Annotated in this window: 20 protein-coding genes and 2 pseudogenes; 6 read left to right on the top strand and 16 right to left on the bottom strand. The window is 45.1% G+C overall.

Going from position 1 to position 18,720, the window contains the following annotated elements:
- Positions 1 to 39 precede the first annotated feature (39 nt).
- From NSS79_RS33745 to NSS79_RS33760, 4 genes and pseudogenes are all read right to left on the bottom strand, one after another.
- A complete protein-coding gene (locus tag NSS79_RS33745) occupies positions 40 to 570 on the bottom strand; it encodes a hypothetical protein (RefSeq protein ID WP_342437771.1) in 531 nt (176 codons plus the stop codon).
- Between the two features lie 396 nt (positions 571 to 966).
- Complete coding sequence (locus NSS79_RS33750; RefSeq protein ID WP_342437772.1) at positions 967 to 2,025, bottom strand: acyltransferase family protein; 1,059 nt, start codon at positions 2,023 to 2,025, stop codon at positions 967 to 969.
- Positions 2,022 to 2,473: pseudogene (locus tag NSS79_RS33755) on the bottom strand (M15 family metallopeptidase); the annotation flags it as partial. The gene NSS79_RS33750 and the pseudogene NSS79_RS33755, both read right to left, overlap by 4 nt.
- Before the next feature lie 401 nt (positions 2,474 to 2,874).
- On the bottom strand, positions 2,875 to 3,888 hold the full coding sequence (locus NSS79_RS33760; RefSeq protein WP_342437773.1) for a transposase: 1,014 nt from the start codon (positions 3,886 to 3,888) through the stop codon (positions 2,875 to 2,877).
- A gap of 262 nt (positions 3,889 to 4,150) precedes the next feature.
- Between NSS79_RS33760 and NSS79_RS33765 the strand changes: the two genes are divergently transcribed.
- Positions 4,151 to 4,462, top strand: coding sequence for a hypothetical protein (locus tag NSS79_RS33765; RefSeq protein ID WP_342437774.1), 312 nt, complete (start codon positions 4,151 to 4,153; stop codon positions 4,460 to 4,462).
- Between the two features lie 443 nt (positions 4,463 to 4,905).
- On the opposite strand, the gene NSS79_RS33770 is transcribed toward NSS79_RS33765, so the two are convergent.
- Entirely contained in the window at positions 4,906 to 5,850 is a 945-nt protein-coding gene (locus NSS79_RS33770) for an MBL fold metallo-hydrolase (RefSeq protein ID WP_342437775.1), read from the bottom strand.
- A 171-nt stretch (positions 5,851 to 6,021) separates the two neighbouring features.
- On the opposite strand from NSS79_RS33770, the gene NSS79_RS33775 reads away from it, so the two are divergent.
- Positions 6,022 to 6,435 carry a MerR family transcriptional regulator gene (locus NSS79_RS33775; protein ID WP_342437776.1) on the top strand — a complete coding sequence of 138 codons (414 nt, stop codon included), beginning with the start codon at positions 6,022 to 6,024 and terminating at the stop codon, positions 6,433 to 6,435.
- 269 nt (positions 6,436 to 6,704) lie between these two features.
- Here NSS79_RS33775 and NSS79_RS33780 read toward each other — a convergent pair whose 3' ends face one another.
- The 3 genes and pseudogenes from NSS79_RS33780 to NSS79_RS33790 all read right to left on the bottom strand — a co-directional run bounded on the left by NSS79_RS33780 (position 6,705) and on the right by NSS79_RS33790 (position 8,262).
- Complete coding sequence (locus tag NSS79_RS33780) at positions 6,705 to 7,109, bottom strand: VOC family protein (protein ID WP_076283207.1); 405 nt, start codon at positions 7,107 to 7,109, stop codon at positions 6,705 to 6,707.
- A 73-nt stretch (positions 7,110 to 7,182) separates the two neighbouring features.
- Positions 7,183 to 7,686 (bottom strand): annotated as a pseudogene (locus NSS79_RS33785) (WYL domain-containing protein).
- Positions 7,687 to 7,887: 201 nt separating this feature from the next.
- Positions 7,888 to 8,262, bottom strand: coding sequence for a VOC family protein (locus NSS79_RS33790; RefSeq protein ID WP_342437777.1), 375 nt, complete (start codon positions 8,260 to 8,262; stop codon positions 7,888 to 7,890).
- Positions 8,263 to 8,712: 450 nt separating this feature from the next.
- On the opposite strand from NSS79_RS33790, the gene NSS79_RS33795 reads away from it, so the two are divergent.
- Positions 8,713 to 9,204: a pyridoxamine 5'-phosphate oxidase family protein gene (locus NSS79_RS33795; protein ID WP_342437778.1), complete on the top strand. Its 492-nt coding sequence runs from the start codon at positions 8,713 to 8,715 to the stop codon at positions 9,202 to 9,204.
- A gap of 163 nt (positions 9,205 to 9,367) precedes the next feature.
- On the opposite strand, the gene yidC is transcribed toward NSS79_RS33795, so the two are convergent.
- Both yidC and NSS79_RS33805 read right to left on the bottom strand, forming a co-directional pair.
- Positions 9,368 to 10,213 carry a membrane protein insertase YidC gene (yidC, locus tag NSS79_RS33800; RefSeq protein WP_342437779.1) on the bottom strand — a complete coding sequence of 282 codons (846 nt, stop codon included), beginning with the start codon at positions 10,211 to 10,213 and terminating at the stop codon, positions 9,368 to 9,370.
- Between the two features lie 545 nt (positions 10,214 to 10,758).
- Positions 10,759 to 11,679: a chlorophyllase gene (locus NSS79_RS33805; RefSeq protein WP_342437780.1), complete on the bottom strand. Its 921-nt coding sequence runs from the start codon at positions 11,677 to 11,679 to the stop codon at positions 10,759 to 10,761.
- A gap of 78 nt (positions 11,680 to 11,757) precedes the next feature.
- Here NSS79_RS33805 and NSS79_RS33810 point away from each other — a divergent pair, with 78 nt between their 5' ends.
- Both NSS79_RS33810 and NSS79_RS33815 read left to right on the top strand, forming a co-directional pair.
- Positions 11,758 to 12,258, top strand: coding sequence for a MarR family transcriptional regulator (locus NSS79_RS33810; protein WP_342437781.1), 501 nt, complete (start codon positions 11,758 to 11,760; stop codon positions 12,256 to 12,258).
- A 49-nt stretch (positions 12,259 to 12,307) separates the two neighbouring features.
- Positions 12,308 to 12,919 (top strand): hypothetical protein, encoded by a 612-nt coding sequence (locus NSS79_RS33815; RefSeq protein WP_342437782.1) that lies wholly within the window; start codon positions 12,308 to 12,310, stop codon positions 12,917 to 12,919.
- A gap of 162 nt (positions 12,920 to 13,081) precedes the next feature.
- Here the strand turns inward: NSS79_RS33815 and NSS79_RS33820 are convergent, their stop codons facing one another.
- The 4 genes from NSS79_RS33820 to NSS79_RS33835 all read right to left on the bottom strand — a co-directional run bounded on the left by NSS79_RS33820 (position 13,082) and on the right by NSS79_RS33835 (position 15,442).
- Complete coding sequence (locus NSS79_RS33820; protein ID WP_342437783.1) at positions 13,082 to 13,999, bottom strand: NAD(P)-dependent alcohol dehydrogenase; 918 nt, start codon at positions 13,997 to 13,999, stop codon at positions 13,082 to 13,084.
- Positions 14,000 to 14,022: 23 nt separating this feature from the next.
- Positions 14,023 to 14,250, bottom strand: coding sequence for a helix-turn-helix transcriptional regulator (locus NSS79_RS33825; RefSeq protein WP_342437784.1), 228 nt, complete (start codon positions 14,248 to 14,250; stop codon positions 14,023 to 14,025).
- Position 14,251: 1 nt separating this feature from the next.
- Positions 14,252 to 14,698, bottom strand: coding sequence for a hypothetical protein (locus NSS79_RS33830; protein ID WP_342437785.1), 447 nt, complete (start codon positions 14,696 to 14,698; stop codon positions 14,252 to 14,254).
- 366 nt (positions 14,699 to 15,064) lie between these two features.
- The gene (locus NSS79_RS33835; protein WP_054942570.1) at positions 15,065 to 15,442 is read right to left on the bottom strand and encodes a helix-turn-helix domain-containing protein; all 378 of its coding nucleotides are present in this window, start codon (positions 15,440 to 15,442) and stop codon (positions 15,065 to 15,067) included.
- Between the two features lie 125 nt (positions 15,443 to 15,567).
- On the opposite strand from NSS79_RS33835, the gene NSS79_RS33840 reads away from it, so the two are divergent.
- The gene (locus NSS79_RS33840; RefSeq protein WP_342437786.1) at positions 15,568 to 16,611 is read left to right on the top strand and encodes a zinc-binding alcohol dehydrogenase family protein; all 1,044 of its coding nucleotides are present in this window, start codon (positions 15,568 to 15,570) and stop codon (positions 16,609 to 16,611) included.
- Between the two features lie 172 nt (positions 16,612 to 16,783).
- On the opposite strand, the gene NSS79_RS33845 is transcribed toward NSS79_RS33840, so the two are convergent.
- Positions 16,784 to 17,500, bottom strand: a complete 717-nt coding sequence (locus tag NSS79_RS33845) for an ABC transporter ATP-binding protein (RefSeq protein ID WP_342437787.1) — start codon at positions 17,498 to 17,500, stop codon at positions 16,784 to 16,786.
- Complete coding sequence (locus NSS79_RS33850) at positions 17,500 to 18,621, bottom strand: FtsX-like permease family protein (RefSeq protein ID WP_342440493.1); 1,122 nt, start codon at positions 18,619 to 18,621, stop codon at positions 17,500 to 17,502. The genes NSS79_RS33845 and NSS79_RS33850 overlap by 1 nt, the downstream gene beginning before the upstream one ends.
- Positions 18,622 to 18,720 lie beyond the last annotated feature (99 nt).

Here is an 18,720-nt window from a genome sequence, read left to right on the forward strand (position 1 = left end):
GTGAGCTTAGCTATCTCGAGGATCACAACAGAGCAAGCACTACGAAGTAAAATAGGCTTCATTTCTGAACTTCATTACGTATGCTTGCCATTCCTTGAAATCGGCATGATATTCATCAATCCAACCTTGCGCTGTATCCCATGTCGCTGTTTTCTCTGCAAGCTTGGCTAGAAGTCTTTGCAGCCGGAGATGGACCGGGACCCAAAAACGGAGCTCAACAATAGGCTCAGGTAGTTGTGATATATATTGCACCAGAAATTGCAAACTCTCTAGGAACAGCCGGCTTCGGCGATACGTTTCTACAAAGAAAACAATCTGGATTTGTGCCACATGCGTATCCTTGTATTGGTTCTCCGCAGTCCCGCAAATGTAACCAATCGCCCCGACAACTTCATCCTCATCGTTGAAACACAAGATAGCTTCTTTTTGCATTAGAACAGAGCTTGCCAGAAAACTCAGCGAGATTGAAAAAGGATAAGGCAGATTTAGTTCATTGTAATGTTCCAATAGAAATATCATGTATTTATCCTGATAGCTCTCTGAACTGCAGACTTGAAAGTAATAGCTCATCTGATTAATTCCAACTCCTTGCATTATGTAGATCTGTTCTTTTTCTTACTTATAGGATGAATGTTGTCCCACAAGAAAAAGCTGCCCGAAAGTCCAAAGACTTAGGTGCAGCTCTTCCCATACCGAATGCTTATTTCGCAGGCGCTGTTCTCGCTTGCTCGCTGCTCACAAGTAGGTTCACTACAATTTGTAGCGGTCCCCTGCGACCTTTGTCATTAAATCCGCTTCTTGGTGGAAACATATATGTCACTCCTTTCCTCTTCATTTTCAGATACTCATTGCTTACTTCGACATTTTATTACGTTCCAGTCCACAAATACATACCTAAAAAGGGGTATCTTTCACTTTTTGATTGATTCACATTCAGTTGATTGAATTGATATAAAATTGAAATAACTACCCTCCACGGTAAGCTGGCGCGCCGCTGATCACTTTTTTCAGCTTTCTTACAACTTTCATCACGATTACAGAGACAACAAATGACAGCAACGTTACCAGCAAGAAATGAATCAGGCTATTTCCAACGATCAACGGCGTAAGCACTGTTAATTTCCCCACGACTCGGATGATGACGATGCACATCGGATGTAGGACATAGACATACATGCCCAGAGTCCTCAGATACGCCTTGCTTCCGATTCTAAAGCTAAGCAAGAGTTGAAACAGAAAATACACACACGGAATCGACAACAGATACATACTATCATTCCGGGACAGATGAAATGCATGTACAAGCAAGCCTTCCGTAACCATCATGCAGAAGAAAAAGACTAATCCATCCGTGTACGACATCTTCTTTCCCTGATCATGTTTGCCATATGTAGCAATCAGGCCTCCCAACATAACAAACACAGGGGCAAAAAAAACACCATTCCTCGTGGAATCGAACAAGGAAAACATAGCTTGATAGATGCTTTCAATAGACGGATTCATCTGTGCAAATGCATAATAGCTGTCACCCAATAACCCGATTCCATACAGGAGCAACGATATCAAGAAAGCTCCTATAGCAGAAAGTCTCGTATAGAGAAAGTAACAAATACAGACTCCTAGCATGAGGCCAGGAAAATACCACAGATGATACAGCGTTCCGTTAAAAAAGATGTCTTTAACCATCGTCACAACTGAAAAATGATTTGTAAAATATCCAGCATACACATTTATTGGGATATATAAAATGATAGAAATCACGTATAACTTTCCTAACTTCTTTAAAAACTTCTTCAGCATATCAAAATTCTTACTTTTATCCGCGCCGATCTTTTGCAAGAAGAAATATCCCGTGCACATAAAGAAAAACGGAACCGTCATCCTGGAAACGATTCGTGTGAGGGCGAAGTCAGCAAACGCATCATAGGACAGAAGTGGCGACGTATGGTTGGTGATCACGAGAATTGCGGCAATCATTCTGAAACCGTCCAGACCGCCGTACTTCTTATCAATAGGCGCGCTCATCGGTTAGTTTTCGCCTCCCTCGCCAGAAAAGGGGAGAGGGTTACAATAACTCCCCCCATATTGTTACCTGAAATCTGATAGTTTTTATCGATTGGCACATCAATTGTTGTCTCTGCGGAAATCGGGTAATAGTAGATTTCACAGGTTTCACCATCGATAGGAACAGCGACCTGTTTTTGCTCTCTCAGGTAAGCCAGATATTCTTCCAGTGAAAGGTTGTTCTTCTTGATAATCGCACTATGCGGCAGCCCTACGTAACGATAATGCCAGGGTTCATATATGGTGCCAGTAATTTCTGTCTTGTCCTTTGGATAGCGCAAAATAAATCCGTATTCCCAATAATTTCCTCCAACCATTCCCCCTCGGTTGCATGTTCCATTTTCATTTTGGTAGACCCGATATCGAGAGCCAGGCCAAGATTGTGTTCGCTGTAGCCCGCAGGCATGGCAACTCCCACGGCCTCGACCCAAACAACAAATTCTCCATTTCGCCAGATGTAGCGATTCCAACTGCGCAGCCCCGTCATTCGGCGGTGACGCGTTTTGGTCCGGCGGAAAAATCGTTCATGGTCATTATTTGTCCTTGGTAGGTACGGCGTATCGTAACACGCAAACAATCCTTGCCAAAATCCGGTGCTATATCGCTCAAAATTCTCGACCATTTCGGTGTCTTCTTCTCGGGTATAGGACCGTCTCAATTCGGTGCGGAGCCACTGCATTTGCACACGAACACATTCTGCGGTTTGCGGTGCGGGCGCACTCAAAATATGGGCAGCATCTTGAAGAGGCTTCAGCCAATGCTTTACTTTGTGGTATGAGGAGCGGAAGCTATCCCATGTTTCAAACAACTTCAGGAGTTTCTCACTGTAGGCGAACCCCCTTTTTTAGCGCTTCGTTGAAGCGAACCTTGAATCGCTAAGGCTTCTTCGTATACCCGAATCCCCGGAAGATCGAGCGGTGGATTCCCATCTTCGAGCAAAACGGCGCGCACCGCAGCCAGGTAGTCTTTGGCAATGGCAGCCTCTTCGGAATCATCGGACTGGATCTTCTTCTCTAACGAGCGAATGCCTCGCAAATTCTTCTTAATTCCCGTCTTCAGCTTGCGGTCCAGATCCATGACGGGCTTGGCAATATCCTTGAGGTAGTGGTACTGACAGTATTGGTAAGGCACTTCCGGCCATAGGCTAGACATCGCCAGACGAATCGAGTGCTGACCGTCACTCAGCAGGCCAATAATCGGAAACCCAAGCTTCTCCACAGGCTCTAATAAACGTTTCAGCTCTTCCGCGCTTCCGCTTTTCAAGTTTTGCGCAGCGAGAATGCTGCCGCTGAATCCTTCGCGTACGACGTATAACGTCTCATTTCCCTTCTCAGGTTGAACGCCGTCCATGGAAAGCAGTAACCCGCCGTGTGCTTGAACCACTCCCGCCAAGACTTCGCGGAGATGGTCGGTGACCGATGCGCGAAGCAGCGTCAGATATCGCTCGTACAGTCGTTCACAATTCCGCTCGGAAGTAACGACTCCCCGTCGATTGAGCTCCTCGTGCAGTTCGGAAAGTGTGTAATGCTGCTTGAACCGAAGCTCTCCGACGAGGGCAAGAACATCGAATCCGTAAGAAGTATGTTTCATCACGAGCGCATCGGCCTCGGCGGATCGAAAATAGGATCCCGGATACGGACACTCCAAATTCGGGCAGGCATATGCCATATTCCAGATATCGAAGATTCCGTTCAGGGTATTGACGTATTTATGCCAAGCGGTATGGTGCCGCTTCAATTTCGTTCCGCAGTGCGGACATTGCCGCAGTTCGCTATGGAAATACATTCTTTTTTTCGGAGTAATCCGGTTTTTAGTTGAAGGCATGAATACCTCCTCCTTCCTTACCCTTTATTACCCCTTAGGAGAATATTTCCACGCCGTTAGTCAAACGGGCAGACCTAGAAAAAAAACTCTTTTTCATATATAGCTTCCTCCTTTGCAACTCACAAGCTCAAGATACAGAAAACTATTTAAATAAAGAGTAGGAAAAATATAATATTTTTCTAAAGTCAAATAAGTCGGCACCAAGCCCCCGTCAAACAACAGCGCGAAGAATACCAGAAACGCCCACAAATTACGAAACGGTATGTCCTTACGCATTGGATACGCCAGCATCGACATCATCGCAAGACTCGCGACGGTACCGAAGACCGATAGGCTGGAATACAATGGCGATTTTCAGGAGGATACGTTAACAGGTGAAGGAACGATCTCCGCAACGGATCGTTCCAAATACATCGGTGGCGTGAAGATGGGATCCTGCGAAGGGTACGCGCTTGTATACGATAAAGGCAGGGATTTGTTATATGAAGGAATGTACATGTTCCTTGAAATGGACAAACCGGAATTGTCCATAGAATTTAACCCAAGAAATCACTTTATTTCCAGAGGATGTTGAGATTCATTGTCTGATGGCTTTAGCCTACAGCCAAAAAGGCGATCTTACGAAAGGCGAGGAGCATGTGGAGGAAGCGAAAGAGTTAGGATTTCTAGAAATAGATCAACTGAGGGAAGCGATGAAAGCTATTAAGACGGCTCCTCTAAAGGAGGAGGTTCAGCAGTAGATGTTCGAATAGCCATTGGAGTTCAAGGAGCCATTCCTTTGTTCTAAGTTCTATTCTATCTCGAACACTGGAGCTTTGGCTCCACCACTCCCACAAGCCTCTACCCCCTCCCAACACCCCAATTTTTCGCCGTCACTTATGATACGGTTCACCGTATCATCTATTGAGCGAAATCGAAAGGCACACGATGGGTGCTTTCTTCGCGTAACTTTATAAGGAATACTTCATACTTATCCTCTTTTCTATATTTATTTTGCAAACAGTGTTGCTTGTTGTCTCATCTGTTGTTTTGAACAAGCATACTGTTAAAGAGCCAGCGAAAGTTCCATCTGAAATACTGGGGCAGATGCCAATCCTCATAGCCTTTTAATACCCCTTGTCCCAGCCAGTAAGACTCTGATTTCCCGCTTTTTACAGCTCCAGAAACATAAGTGATCGTTTTCTCCAAAAAGCGTATGACATCCGTGATTCGATCTGAATTAGATACATCTCCGTGTCCCGGAACGACAGTATCGACCTTGAGGTCTTTTTGAATGCGTTTAAGGATGCGTATCCAAGCGTATGGATTACCGTATGGTATGACCGGAATGGTCTTAGTCGATATTAAATCACCAGCGATCAAAGTTTGCTCTTCTGGAACGTACACAACAGCATCACTTAAAGAATGACCGCCTCCGTAAGATAAAACTTCGATTGTTCGTTTTGTTCCTTGAATAACGAGTTTATCGTCAAAAGTTATCGTGGGTATCACCCTGCAAAGGGAAGGGATGGCATCATAAAGGGCTCGCTGTACGGAAAGATCATAGTCGATTTCAGTTAGCATGTGGGGATCTCTTTGTTTTGAACGTACATGATTTAGGCTAGTTATTAACTTTTGAATGTTTTGCTGCATGAGATCAATATTCACTTCACCCATATCAGAAAGCAAATCTCTTGTCCAAACGGTAGATATAAATTCGCTTTTCATAAATTCCTGATTGCCGTTGACATGATCTCCATGAAAATGTGTATTCACTACATATTTAACCGGTTTGTTTGTTAATTGTTCAGCAGTATGACGTAACAAAGCACCAGAATGCGGCAGGTTGGTTGTATCCACTACAACGGTTAAATCCCCAAGATCAATAATTGCTGCATTCCCCAGAGAACCGCTGCCTGGAACCGAAATAGCACCCCAGATACCTTCCGATGCTTGTTGAATCGTGAAATATTCGTTGTTCATTGTTACACCCCTTTATCAATTAGTAAAGTTAACTTACAAGTTAGAGTCAACTGGAAGTCAAGAGATTTTTCAGGGTGAAGTTAGGGGCAATTGTAAACATTGGCTTTGAGTTAACTGAAAGCTGTATAATATTTTTCAATATCAGCATTAAAAAGGAGGGGCAGAAATCGGATGCTTACGATAAGTCAAGTGTCAGAAAAAACGGGATTAACTCCTTATACGATTCGTTATTATGAAAAAATCGGGGTACTACATGAACCCAAGCGTAGTAATGGAGGGGCACGTGTCTACAAAGAAAGCGAGGTTTCCTACATTCAATGTCTAAATAAACTAAAAAAATTGGGCTTATCGCTTGAGGAGATTACGGAATTTACTCGTGAGGGCTGTGTAATGGATAAAATTCAACAAGGGGAGAATCCTTCTAATTATAATCCTACCTTAAAAAAACGGATTGAAATCCTTGAGAAGCATCTGATGGGACTGAAATCCAGGCGGCAAGAAATTGATTACATGACTTCTCTCGCCGAAGAGAAACTTGCCCTATACCAAGAACTTACGAAAGAAGTCATAGTAAATACTAGATAATAGCGTCGTGATCCTACGTGAACACTGTAGGGTGCCTGATGTAGAAAATCAGACACCCTGTGCCAGTTAATTGAAAGCAAGCCTTTCCGCGGCGAGCTTGCCGTTCCCGCAGTGCAAAACCCTGCGGCAGCGGAGCAAGTCTGTCCCCGATGTGTTCTATGCCGTGAGAGGTACGCAAAATCAGTTATATTTTGACTACTATCAGGACCACATTGACAAACCTATTAATTAGCTACGACCTCGACATGACCCTCATGAAGATCAGTTAATCAATGCCTGCCACTAAACCGTTTAATCGCTTCCTCGGTCACCGGCTCGAAGAGGTTTACAAGGTTGCCGTCGGGATCACGGAACAGCATAGAACGGTTCCCCCACGGCATCGTGGTCGGTTCTTTTACCCAATCATAGACAATTGGCTTCAAGCGTGCATATTCGGCTTCGACATCGTCGACGCGGAACTCGATGATGACAGTGTGATTGCTCGCTGCCACTACGGAACCAGCGCCGAATAGCTGCGCCGTTTGGGAGTGGCCGATTGCCAGGGTACATGCTGGCATAACGAGTTCGGCAAAAACAGGCGCGGGGTGCACCGCCGAAACACCCAGAACTTTTTCATAGAACTCGACGAGACGATTCACATCGTCGGTAATGATGCGTACAGAAGCAAAATTCACAAAATACCATCCTTCCTATACTCCTTTATGTTTACATACCCGATAATAAAACGACGCTACTGACAGCGTTATGTCAGTAGCGTTCTGAAATTTTTTGGGCTTCCTCACGAATCTTATTCCGGAATGATTCAGGCTCCAATACGATTACACCCGCTTCCCAGCCGAGCACCCATTGCAGCAATTCATCCAGTTGGCGTACGCGTAAAACCACATCTAATCCAGCTTGATGCTCTTTCATTTCTTCAATGTAATGATAGTTGGATTCCTTCACCTTATCTGCGAGGTCATGATTAAATCGAAGATGAACTCGCAAGTGGCGTTCATCCGGAGGGGTATACTCTCTTAAGTCAAAATGCACAGGAAGTGAAGCTGATCGGCGGCAGAAAATATCCCTCCATTAAGGAATACCCTGTACCTGTAGTGCCTATAAACGGTACGCCTCCTCGCTGATCGCCTGAATATCCCGATAAATGGTCCGTACACTGGTTTCAAACAGGGCCGCCAAATCTTCGGCACGTACCACTTGCCTGCCTTGCAACTCCAGCACGATGGCTAATAAACGGTCTGTTTTATTCATTGCTGCCCCCTCGAAACGGTATGCTGTGCAACAGAATCTTGCCCCTACTTATGATAAGGTTCACCATAACATCTATAGAACGAAATCGAAGGGCACCTGCTCGAGTACCTTATACTATTGCTAAGTGTACTATTTTAAGACTCTATCAGTTGAATCATACCTCAGCAGCGAGAGCTTGATTGAATCGATATCCACGAATGCCTACCGTTTCGGCGGAGTAACCAAGGTCACGATATTTCCGTCCGGGTCCCTGAAATGCACGCTGCGCGCACCCCATGGGTAGGTATATGGCTGCGTCATGAAGGCGACGCCCATCTGTTGCAGCCGGGCGTATTGGGCGTCCACATCCTCCACGCGGAAGGAGATGGTGGTGTGCCCATGCCCCATGGTGTCATCATACGAAAATGCCATATCGGCGATGGAGGCCGCCTTATCGTACAGTACAAATGGCAGTCCCTCGCACTGCATCTCGGTGTGGATATCATCGCCCTCTGCAGGGCAACCCAGCACCTTTGTGTAAAATTCCCGCAGACGGCGCACATCCTCGGTAATCAAGCCGAATCCCATGCAAACCATAAAGTCCTTCCCCTTTCATACATCACAAGATCCCCATATGCTCTAATATACCATAGCCGGGTGCTTGTGCTTATTGTATACAGAATGAGCCGTCCAAGATTGAACGGCTAAAGTGTTGCCACTCCAAATGAGTTGAGTGCTGTGACCTACGTACCTACTGTCACTTTTAGCATTGCTGCTTCTAATTTCAACTCAACTTTTTGCTGTACCTGCTGCGCGATACGCATCACCATAACATCTATAGAACGAAATCGAAGGGCACCTGCTCGAGTACCTTATACTATTGCTAAGTATAGTATTTTTAAGGCTCTATCAGTTGAACCATACCTAAGTCGAGTGGAGGATTAAGATAGCGATTTAACATTTTATCGTATTATTCTTCACATGCACTAAAATTTTACAATGATAAGCTAACAGTATATGCCTTATGACACTTTAGGAGGTAATATAATGAGCAAGTACGACGAAGCCATGAAGCTGCTGGAAGAACAAGTGGGTAACAAAGACGGCCTAATCTCTCTGTCTACCATCGCGCTGGAACCGGGGGCCAATGGCAAAAGCCGTCCCGCCGCCCGCATTGTGGACGCCTATTATGAGGACGGCGCGTTCTACACCGTCACTTACGCGACCTCAGGCAAGATGCAGCAGATCGCCCAAAACCCCGAAGTCGCCGTTTGTATCATCGTCGAAAACTTTACGGCCGATGGTATCGGTGAAAACCTGGGCTGGGTATGTGACGAGAAAAACGCGGAGATGATGACAAAGCTGCGCACAATATTCGCCGAGTGGTATAACGAAGCCAATAACGACGAAGACCCTAACACATGCCTGCTGCGCATTCGCCTGACAAAGGGCCTGTGGAATGACGCCCATAAAGGGATCAGAAATGAGATTGATTTTGTCAATAAGACGGCAACAGGTTTGTCCCGCTGCTGTTGCTAACGATGATTTTGTTCCGATACCCTTTAAAAAGTAGGATTTCATTATACTGAAAGTTTATCTTTGATTTCGGGAACGTGCAGGATTTCATTCCGATGCAGCCGCCAACATAAAAGGCAGAGCATCTAAGGTCGCGCCTCAGATGCTCTGTTTTTAGTCTGTTTTATTACTGGTAATCTTTTACACCTGTGGGTAAGTTTTTACTCACTACATTTGGCTTCGTGTACATTTTATTGAGTATGATCGTTTGTACGATAATGAATATACCGCCCACCGCCCAATATAATGGTAACGCGGCAGGCATCTGAAAAGAGAATATACCCATCAGGATCGGTGACAACAATCCGATGAAAGCCATCTGGTTATTTTGATTTTGCTGAACCTGCGCTGAAATGGATTGAGACACGCGGAACTGAACGTAATACACCGCAGCGGCAATAAGCGGCAAAATCATATCTGTTTTCCCCAAGCTAAACCACAAAAAATCGTGAGTTGCAATCTCTGGGGTACGACGAATGGCGTAGTAAAATGCGAGGGTGATCGGCCATTGGAGAAGCATCGGTAAACACCCCATGTTTAAGGGATTAAATTGATGCTTCTGGTAGAGCTGCATCATCTCGACTTGCTCTTGTTTTTTTGCATCCCTACTAACGTCGTTTTTATACTTCTCCTTAAGTACAGTTAACTCCGGCTGGAGGACGGCGATCTTTTCTTTCATGTCCATTTGTTTCTTGGTTTGATTCATCATGAGCGGCATGATCGCAAGTCTGATGATAAAAGTCATCAGCACGATCGATAATCCGTAGTTTCCGTGAAATGTATCCGCGAAGAATTTGATCAGGATCGAAAATGGATAAATAAGAAAGTGGTTAAATATCCCTGATGAATCGGAATTAATCGAGTTTGATTGGGATGCTGTCGAACACCCGCTGAGCACAATGATCGGAATAACTCCTATCAGCATGACGAGAATGGGCTTGGCCCATTTTTGAAGCAATACAATCTTTTTCATCGTTGTCCTCCCTAATTGAAAGTATGGAATATCAATGTGGGGAAGGACCATTGGCCTCTTCATCAGGTGCTTCTCTTCGTCTGGCGGTACGTACTCTCCACCGCTGAATGCTGCTCGGTTGCGACAGTCTGACAGCCACAAACCAAGTTAAACCGGCTGGAGCAACTGGATGACCATAGTGTATCTCTTGTAAAGAAAAATAGGCGAATGGATGTAATACTAAGGAATAGATGAGAGCAATCGAGAATGCCAATTGAACCAAGTCATAAAAATGCTCCAGTCAAGTTCACCTCCGCATGAGTCGTATTGGGAAAATTTGAATAATCGTTTTACATTAGAAAAACTGTGTGGTTTCACTATTCGTCACATAGAGCCAAACCACTTCTTTGAGGTTTTTTTCTTCCCCAGCCCCGGGGAGAATTCCTTATCCTCCTAAGTTTCGCCCTACTTATGATAAGGCTCACCGCGCTGTCTGTAACGGCAAGTTTTAGGACCATCCTTTTGCAGGATGGTCCCTTCTTTGAGATCGCTTTGATCAATTATTCTTACTTGGATTCGATGCGACCTAACGGATTAGCGCCCTCCTCCAGAGCTTTCCGGGCTGCCAGCCAGCTGGAATCATCGAGATTGAGCGCATTGCGAAGGTAAGACCACGTGAGCTGCCGGAGCAAAGCAACTCGTTCGGGGTTCTCGTCCGTCGTTTCCGCAACGTTGTACCCGGAAATTCCACCAAGAGAGTGTTCTGCCCCAAAGAGGGTGAGCAGGCTCTTGCTGCCCGGACTCAAGAAATAGGGGTCGGTGAACCAGTCCGGCCCCCGAGTAGACAGCAGGGATTGGTCATGATCCCCCGCTACCACCAGGGACGGCGTCCTCATGTCAGAGAAGCTCGGGTTCATAAATGGGAAGTGCTCTGCCGCGAACGGAGTCAAGTCAGCCCCGCCCAGTCCGGTCGTGGCAAGCAATACGCCCGCCTTAATACGCGAGTCGGACATATCCTCTCCCGGTTCCCCGTAGGCATCGAGGACGCGCGCACCGAGCAGCATGCTCACCGTTTGACCTCCCCACGAGTGTCCGGCTGCGGCGATACGGCTTCGGTCAAGACGTCCGCTGAGGCCTGGAACGGAAACTTCAATAAGATCAAGTTGGTCAAGGATGAGCTTCAGGTCCTCGACGCGGAAACGCCAGATCAGTGGTGTGCGGGGATCGTCAGGAGGAAGATTCAGCGTCCTCGAGTCGAGATGGGTAGGTTGAATGACCACGAAGCCGTGAGCACCCCAGTAGTCGACTAACGGACCGTAGCCATCCAACGACCAACCAAAGCCATGCGAGAAAATAATAATAGGCAATTGACTCCCCATCGCTGGCGCTGATACCCGCACTTGCAAATCCTCACCGCGGCCCGGGGCTGACAGCACTACCGGCTTTAACGAGATGACTGGAGTAAACGTACTTACGTTCATTTTCATAATAGATGTTCCTTTCTTGGTCTTCTCAATATCAGTATGGTTGACATGTCAACCTTTAGCAACTTTAGCATATTGAAGTTGACACGTCAACCATACTATTATATTCCCATGGATAAGAGCGAACTGAACGAAGAAGAAATTCAATTATGGTATTTGTGGAAAGGCTCCTTTCACAGCATCTTCGGTCGTGTAATTAAAGAGATGTCCGAGCACTCCGGACTATCCGAGGGCGATTATGGGGTATTGGATCGGTTAAACCTTCTGGGGGACGGCAGCCTTCGCCAACAGGAGCTGGCCGAATCCATGGACTGGGATAAGAGCCGATTGTCACATCATCTGACGAGGATGGAAAAGCGCGGACTTGTGTTGAGGAAATCATTGGACAAAGATCGTGGCGTACAAGTCATCATCACTTCCGCTGGAAAATCAGCATTGGATGATGCCCGTCCCATAGTCGCAAAGGCGATACGCAAGCATTTCTTAGATCAATTAACCGATCAAGACATTAAGTCGATTACGAAGCTAGCGGAAAGAACAAAAAAAGGGTCTACAGCGTCAAGTAATGCCCCAGCGCCATAACCACGTTTTTTGAAGCAGATATGTTGCCTTCCGAAACGGAGGCCGTCGAGTGTGCAGTTCCAACTCAGTAAAGGCGGACGACGTAGAGCAATACGTCTTTGACCGGTTGGCCGAGGTGGTCCAAAGGCCAAAAATTGTGGAGGACGTTGTGCGGAAACTGAACAAAGACCGGACCGTAAACGTGGTTCCTTTGCAAAAGGAACAGGAAGCAATCGACAAGGAGCTTGCCGCCATTGACGCGCAGCGCAAAAAATACTTCAAGCTGTACGAAAGGGACGGTGTAGACGAAAGCCTGTTGATCGAGCGGTTAAGCGAGTTCAAGAAACAGAACGAACGCCTCCTTGAGCGTAAAACCAACGTAGATCAGCGGCTCATGGAATGTACCTCCGACCCGATTCCTGTGAAGCTAGTGCAGCAGTTGCTAGGCCAATTCCACTCGCTGCTGCACTCTTCTCCCCCGGAGACGCAAAAGACCCTCTTCCAGAGCGTCATCAGGCAGATTCACTTCGGCGTCCCGAAAGACATACGAAGCATCGAACTGGAATTCAACCCTCAGGTGCAACAGCATTTTTTTGAACTGGCCCCTTCTGTCAAAACGGCGGAAGGGGCTTTTGCTGTGAATCGGCAAAAGTCCCCTTCCAGGTACATCGTCATTCTATAGTACAAATTAGTACAAATAAACTCGCAGACGCCTGTTTACGCATCGTTCCGACCAGAGTATGGCTTACCCTGCTCCTATCGTCGGCATGCTGTAAATACAGACTTCTGCGAGTTTCTCCCAAAAAACTTGCCCCTACTTATGATACGGTTCACCACGCTGCCACTAACGGCAAGTTTCACTTACAGTAATGACGACATTCCCCTTTTTATGTTTTTGTTCAACATAACGATGGGCATCAGGAATTTGTTCCAGCGAATAGCGTCTATCGATAACTGGCTTAATGTTACTCGCTTCAAGTTGCTCTTGTAGGAAGATAAGATCTTCAACGCGAGGCTTTTGTGACATATGCACACTCACATATTTCCCGTTCGTACGTAATGCTTTTTTGAATGTGGATTTTTTGATTTTAGATATCGTTTTCCCAACGGCATCAAAGATTAAATCATAGCTTTCTTCAAGCGCCATGAAATCCTGTTTCGTATAATCTATGACCCGATCGGCTCCTATAGATCTTACCATCTCAAGATTAGAAGTACTGCATACCCCTGTTACATCTGCCCCGTAATACTTGGCAAGCTGTACCGCATAAGTCCCCACGCTTCCAGAGGCTCCATAAATAAGGACCTTCATTCCGCTCGCGATATTCCCCTTCCTTAGAAAGTTCAACGCGGTTATCCCCCCGACGGGAACAGCGGCAGCCTCCTCATAGCTCACATTGACCGGTTTCATGACCACCAACCCATCTTCAGGCAGACATTTGTACTCGGCATATGCACCGAAGCCAAAACCACAAGACGCAAATATTTGATCACCAATCTTAAATCGTGTTACATCTTTGCCTGCGGCTTCAACTTCCCCAGCTAACTCAAACCCCAATACCGTTACCTTTTTGGGCCTTAAGAGACCATTGTACAATCTTGCAAGGAATGGGTCGGCCTTTCGCATACGCCAGTCCCCCGCTGTTACCGTTGCCGCATATATTCTGACAAGGACTTCATTATCCTTCGGTGTAGGTTTCTCTAGCTCCTTCAGATGAAGCACATCAGGCGATCCGTATTTGGCATATACAATTGCTCTCATCCTTTACCCCCTATCTATTCCCCTCATGGCTCCTCTGAGTTTTCCCCGTAAAAGAATACCTCTTCGAGCGGCAAGTTAAAGGCGTGAGCAATACGAAAGGCTAACTCCAGTGAAGGAGAGTAATTTCCTTTTTCAAGAGCTACGATCGTTTGTCTGGTTACACCTACCTTGTCGGCCAGCTGCTGCTGGGTCATTTCATTAAGATTGAATCGTAATTTTCTGATGTAATTGCCAACAAGAACTTTGCCCATCTTAGAATCCTCTCCTGTAGTAATACAGTCTCGATATTGAACCGGTTACGTCTGAAAGAAATCCAGCGACGATTAGGACGATGAACATCACCTTCAAAGGCTGGCCTATAACCAATGAGCCCATAGCCAGAAGAAAGCCACTGACAAACATAGCAAATGAATTTCGAAAGGCCAACAAGTCGATGCGCTTATCCAGTTCGTCCGCGAATGTAGGTTCCTTTTCACCCGTCGTCATACGGAAGATGATGTTAAAAACAATGCTGATCACGATATGTGCCGCGATGGAAACCAAGGTCAATACAAGAATGAAGGATCCCCAGTAATGGAAGGTTACTTTTGAATCCAACACTTCATTGGGATACTGTGGGTACCTGTACAGCAAATACACTGTAAAAATGAGTATGGTGCTGATTAGCGATACGATGCTCTTCTTTTCTTGATAAGTCATGTACGACACCGCCTTTAGTAAAGTATACTAAACACAATGTATACCAAACTATACATAAAGTCAACTTTGTTATACAAAAATAAATGAAAAGAGACTAGGGAATCAAAGGAAACGATAAATGAGTTACCTCAAATACTCACCCCTTGATCATCTCAGCTTGTGTGAGCGTTTCCTTGCCATGCCAACCTTCTCCACACCTATTATGCAGTTTCCACTAAAACTCGCCCCTAATTATGATACGGTTCACCGCGCTAATAGAAGAGGCGAGTTTTAAGGCCACCCTATGGGGATGGCCTTTGAATTATAAAACATGCATTGTATATTTAGTGGCCTTGTACCCACCGCCTGGATTTACCTAACTTGCCTTTAACTCTCCGCCCCTTGTATCGTTCGATTTTCATTAATCCGCACTTTATAAGACTCCCCCCATGCTTTCATAGACACAATGACCGGTTCCAAAGTCCTTCCGAAATCAGTAAGGGAGTATTCTACTTTTGGCGGAACCTCTTTGTATATTTCTCGATGAATAATGCCATCCCGTTCAAGCTCTCTTAACTGCAGTGTGAGCATAAACTGTGTAATTCCCGGATTGAGGCGCCTAAATTCATTGAATCTTTTCGTTCCTTCCATGAGCTGATAGAGAATGATCCCCTTCCATTTTCCACCAATAATATCCAGTGTTGTTTCAACCGGACATGCTTGCATATCGGGATTCACTCCATATTTGTTTCTTCGGTCTCCCATCAGCTTATCCCCCCAACGGTTTGATTTTTAATACTATATCATAAAAATATGCGTACTTACTTAAAGCAATCGAATTGATTTACAATGCAATTGTACAACATTTCCTATTTGAGAGGATGGATATCATGAATACTCACCAAAAGATAAAAGCAGTCGGCGCATACCGATACCTCCCAATATCCAATCCGGAAAGCCTTATTGATCTGCATTTGGATAAACCGGAACCTACAGGCCGCGATTTGCTGGTAAATGTAAAAGCAATCTCTGTCAACCCTGCAGACGTAGGCATTCGCGAAAATCATAACTACGAAGCCGAATCACCGAAGATTCTTGGTTGGGATGCTGCCGGAATCGTAGAACAAGTCGGTCCTAACTGTCAATTGTTTAAACCTGGGGATAAGATCTATTATGCGGGAAGTGTGTCTCGACCAGGCAGTAATAGTGAATTTCACTTGGTTGATGAACGAATTGCAGGAAATATGCCCAGAAGTTTGGATTTCGCAGCCGCAGCCGCATTACCGCTTACCTCGATAACTGCATGGGAGGGCCTATTTGATCGTTTAGGAATTAGCATAAACGCACATGTAAACAAAAGTATACTTATTATCGGTGCAGCTGGAGGAGTGGGATCGATTGCCATTCAGCTTGCCAAATTAGCAGGTTTGACTGTCATCGCTACTGCTTCGCGCCCAGAGTCAACTCAGTGGGTCGAACGTCTAGGCGCGGATTTTATAATAAACCACAATAACCCTTTTCTACCTCAGCTCAAGGAATTCGGTATAGATACCGTAGATTATATCTTCTGCTTGAATGAAACTGTACAACATCTATCGAATATGGCGGACGCCATTACCCCCCAAGGTAAAATTTGCTGTATCGTTCCTACAGACAAGGCTACCTGGGCAGGAAACTTGAAAATGGACTTGCTGTTTTCTAAAAGTGTAACGTTTGTATGGGAGTTCATGTTTACACGGTCCTTGTTTCACACCAGAGATATGATTAAACAACACGAATTGCTGAATCGCCTGGCGGACTTAATCGATGATGGTAAATTAAAAACTACACTAAATGAACGACTAGAACCCATTAATGCAGCAAACCTACGTTTGGCTCATGAGAAGTTGGAAACTGGACGATCCATTGGAAAAATTGTATTAGAAAACTTCTAATACACGAAGAAGGCTCGTTTGGTCCCAAAAAGCGGTAATGGCATAGACAAGAAAAAGGCCCCTTGCCAATAGGGGGCCTTTTTCTTGTACAAAGGTATGATACAGGCGAGACAAAATATTCCAAGACTTTCAAAAAACTTGCCCCTACTTGTGATACGGTTCTCCGTAACATCTAAAGAACGAAACTTGGGTACACCCCTGATCTTGACGATTCAGCCAACGACAATTTCCCATCTTCCATCCGGTATACCTTGTCGCAATATTCAAGCATACGCTCATCATGGGTAACTATAATCGCCGCTTTCCGGCGTGACTTCACCTCTTGCGCAATTAGACTGACCACTTCATGGGCGCGCTTGGTATCCAAACTTGCTGTCGGCTCATCCGCCAAGATGATGTTGGGATTATTAATTAAAGCACGAGCAATCGCTGTCCGTTGCTTCTCACCACCTGATAGCTCTTCCGGAAGGCTTTTTAACTTCGAGCCCAGACCCAACTCTTCCAGCAACTTAGTGGCGAATTCCTTATCCTCCCTGTTAACCTTTCCCGACATCCTTTTTACTATTAGCAATTGATCAAGAACATTTAAATAGGGAACCAAATTCGATGATTGCATAATAAATCCGATTTCTTGTAGTCTTATATTCGCTAGTTCTTTGCCAGTAAGTGTAGAAATATTATGTTCATTCAGCTTAACCTCTCCTTCTGAAGCCTTAAGTAGCGCTCCAGCAATAGACAAAAACGTACTTTTACCTGAACCCGACGGTCCAACTACAGCAACAAACTCGCCCGGTTCCACTGATATTGACACATGATCGAGTGCCGCGATCCGATTGCTTCCTTCGGCATAATACTTTGTGACTTCACTCAATTGCAAGCCCTTAGTCATTATTCAACCCTCCCGAGCGCTTTGAGCGGATCAATCTTTGTAATCTTGCGAACAGATACCATCGAACTTAACATAGCGATAATTAGCAAAATAACAGAATACGTGACGACAAGACTAGTTTCCAGCTTGAATGGCATACCCTTCGGCATAATGGTAGCAGTTCCATAAGTCAGTAAGATTCCAACTACAATACTAGTCAGCGAAAGAACAAACACTTGCGATACAATGGCTTTGCCCAAGAACCTGTTACTAGCACCTATAGCTTTCATAATGCCGAACTGGTTGGTCTTCTGCATCGTAATTACATAAAAGAACACCCCAAGCACGAATGCGGAGATAGCGAGCAGAAATGCAAGCATCATTAAAATAGTACCGTTCTCTTCTTTGTACCCTGGCATTCCTTGAACGGCTGCCGCTCGGTTAACCGTATCCGTATTTGATAGCTTACTATTAATTAAATCTGGATCGATATCCTTGCCTTGTAACATTATCGCATTAACGGGCCCTGCAACTCCTTTATCCGAACCCGGAGCCGCAAAGGTAATCTTCCGCCATTCAACCATTGGAGTAAATACTGATGCAACGTGGTTATAGGTCTGATTCTCGACAAATCCGATAATCGTCAATGATTCCGTCGTGGCATCTAATTGAAAAGTGTCACCAATGTTATATCCCTCATCCTTCATGGACGAATTTACTACGACACCAGTAGGGTTCTCAGAAGATAGGCCTTCCCCTTCTACGATAGCCGGTTCCAAGAAGCTTCCTGGGTTAATTCCTATAATCGCGATATCCAACTTATCTTCATTCTTGGTGCTTTGTTCCTTCAACGCCGTTGCCATCGTACTTCCCATAGGTGCGGCAGCACTCACATTTGGTAGTAGCTCCACCTCCGTCATTAATTGATCAGACAGCAGCGACTTACTCATTGAGGACTGGGACCCTTCTTCAAAAATGACATAATCAGCCTTCATAGTCTTGAATGTTGACGCAGCTAGCGTAGATAATCCATTCCCCAAACCTGACAAGATAAATACCAACCAAGCAATTAGTACAAAAATAATGATGATCATTAAAAATCTCATTTTACTATGCATCAATTCTTTCATAGCTAAAAACATTTTCTTTTCCAACTCCTTATCTCTACATTTTTTGACACTTGTGTCAAATTAGAAATACTATCACACTCGTCACATTAATTAAACAATATAAATGACACT

This window comes from Paenibacillus sp. FSL L8-0436 (genome assembly GCF_038593025.1).
Classification (GTDB): domain Bacteria; phylum Bacillota; class Bacilli; order Paenibacillales; family Paenibacillaceae; genus Paenibacillus_AQ.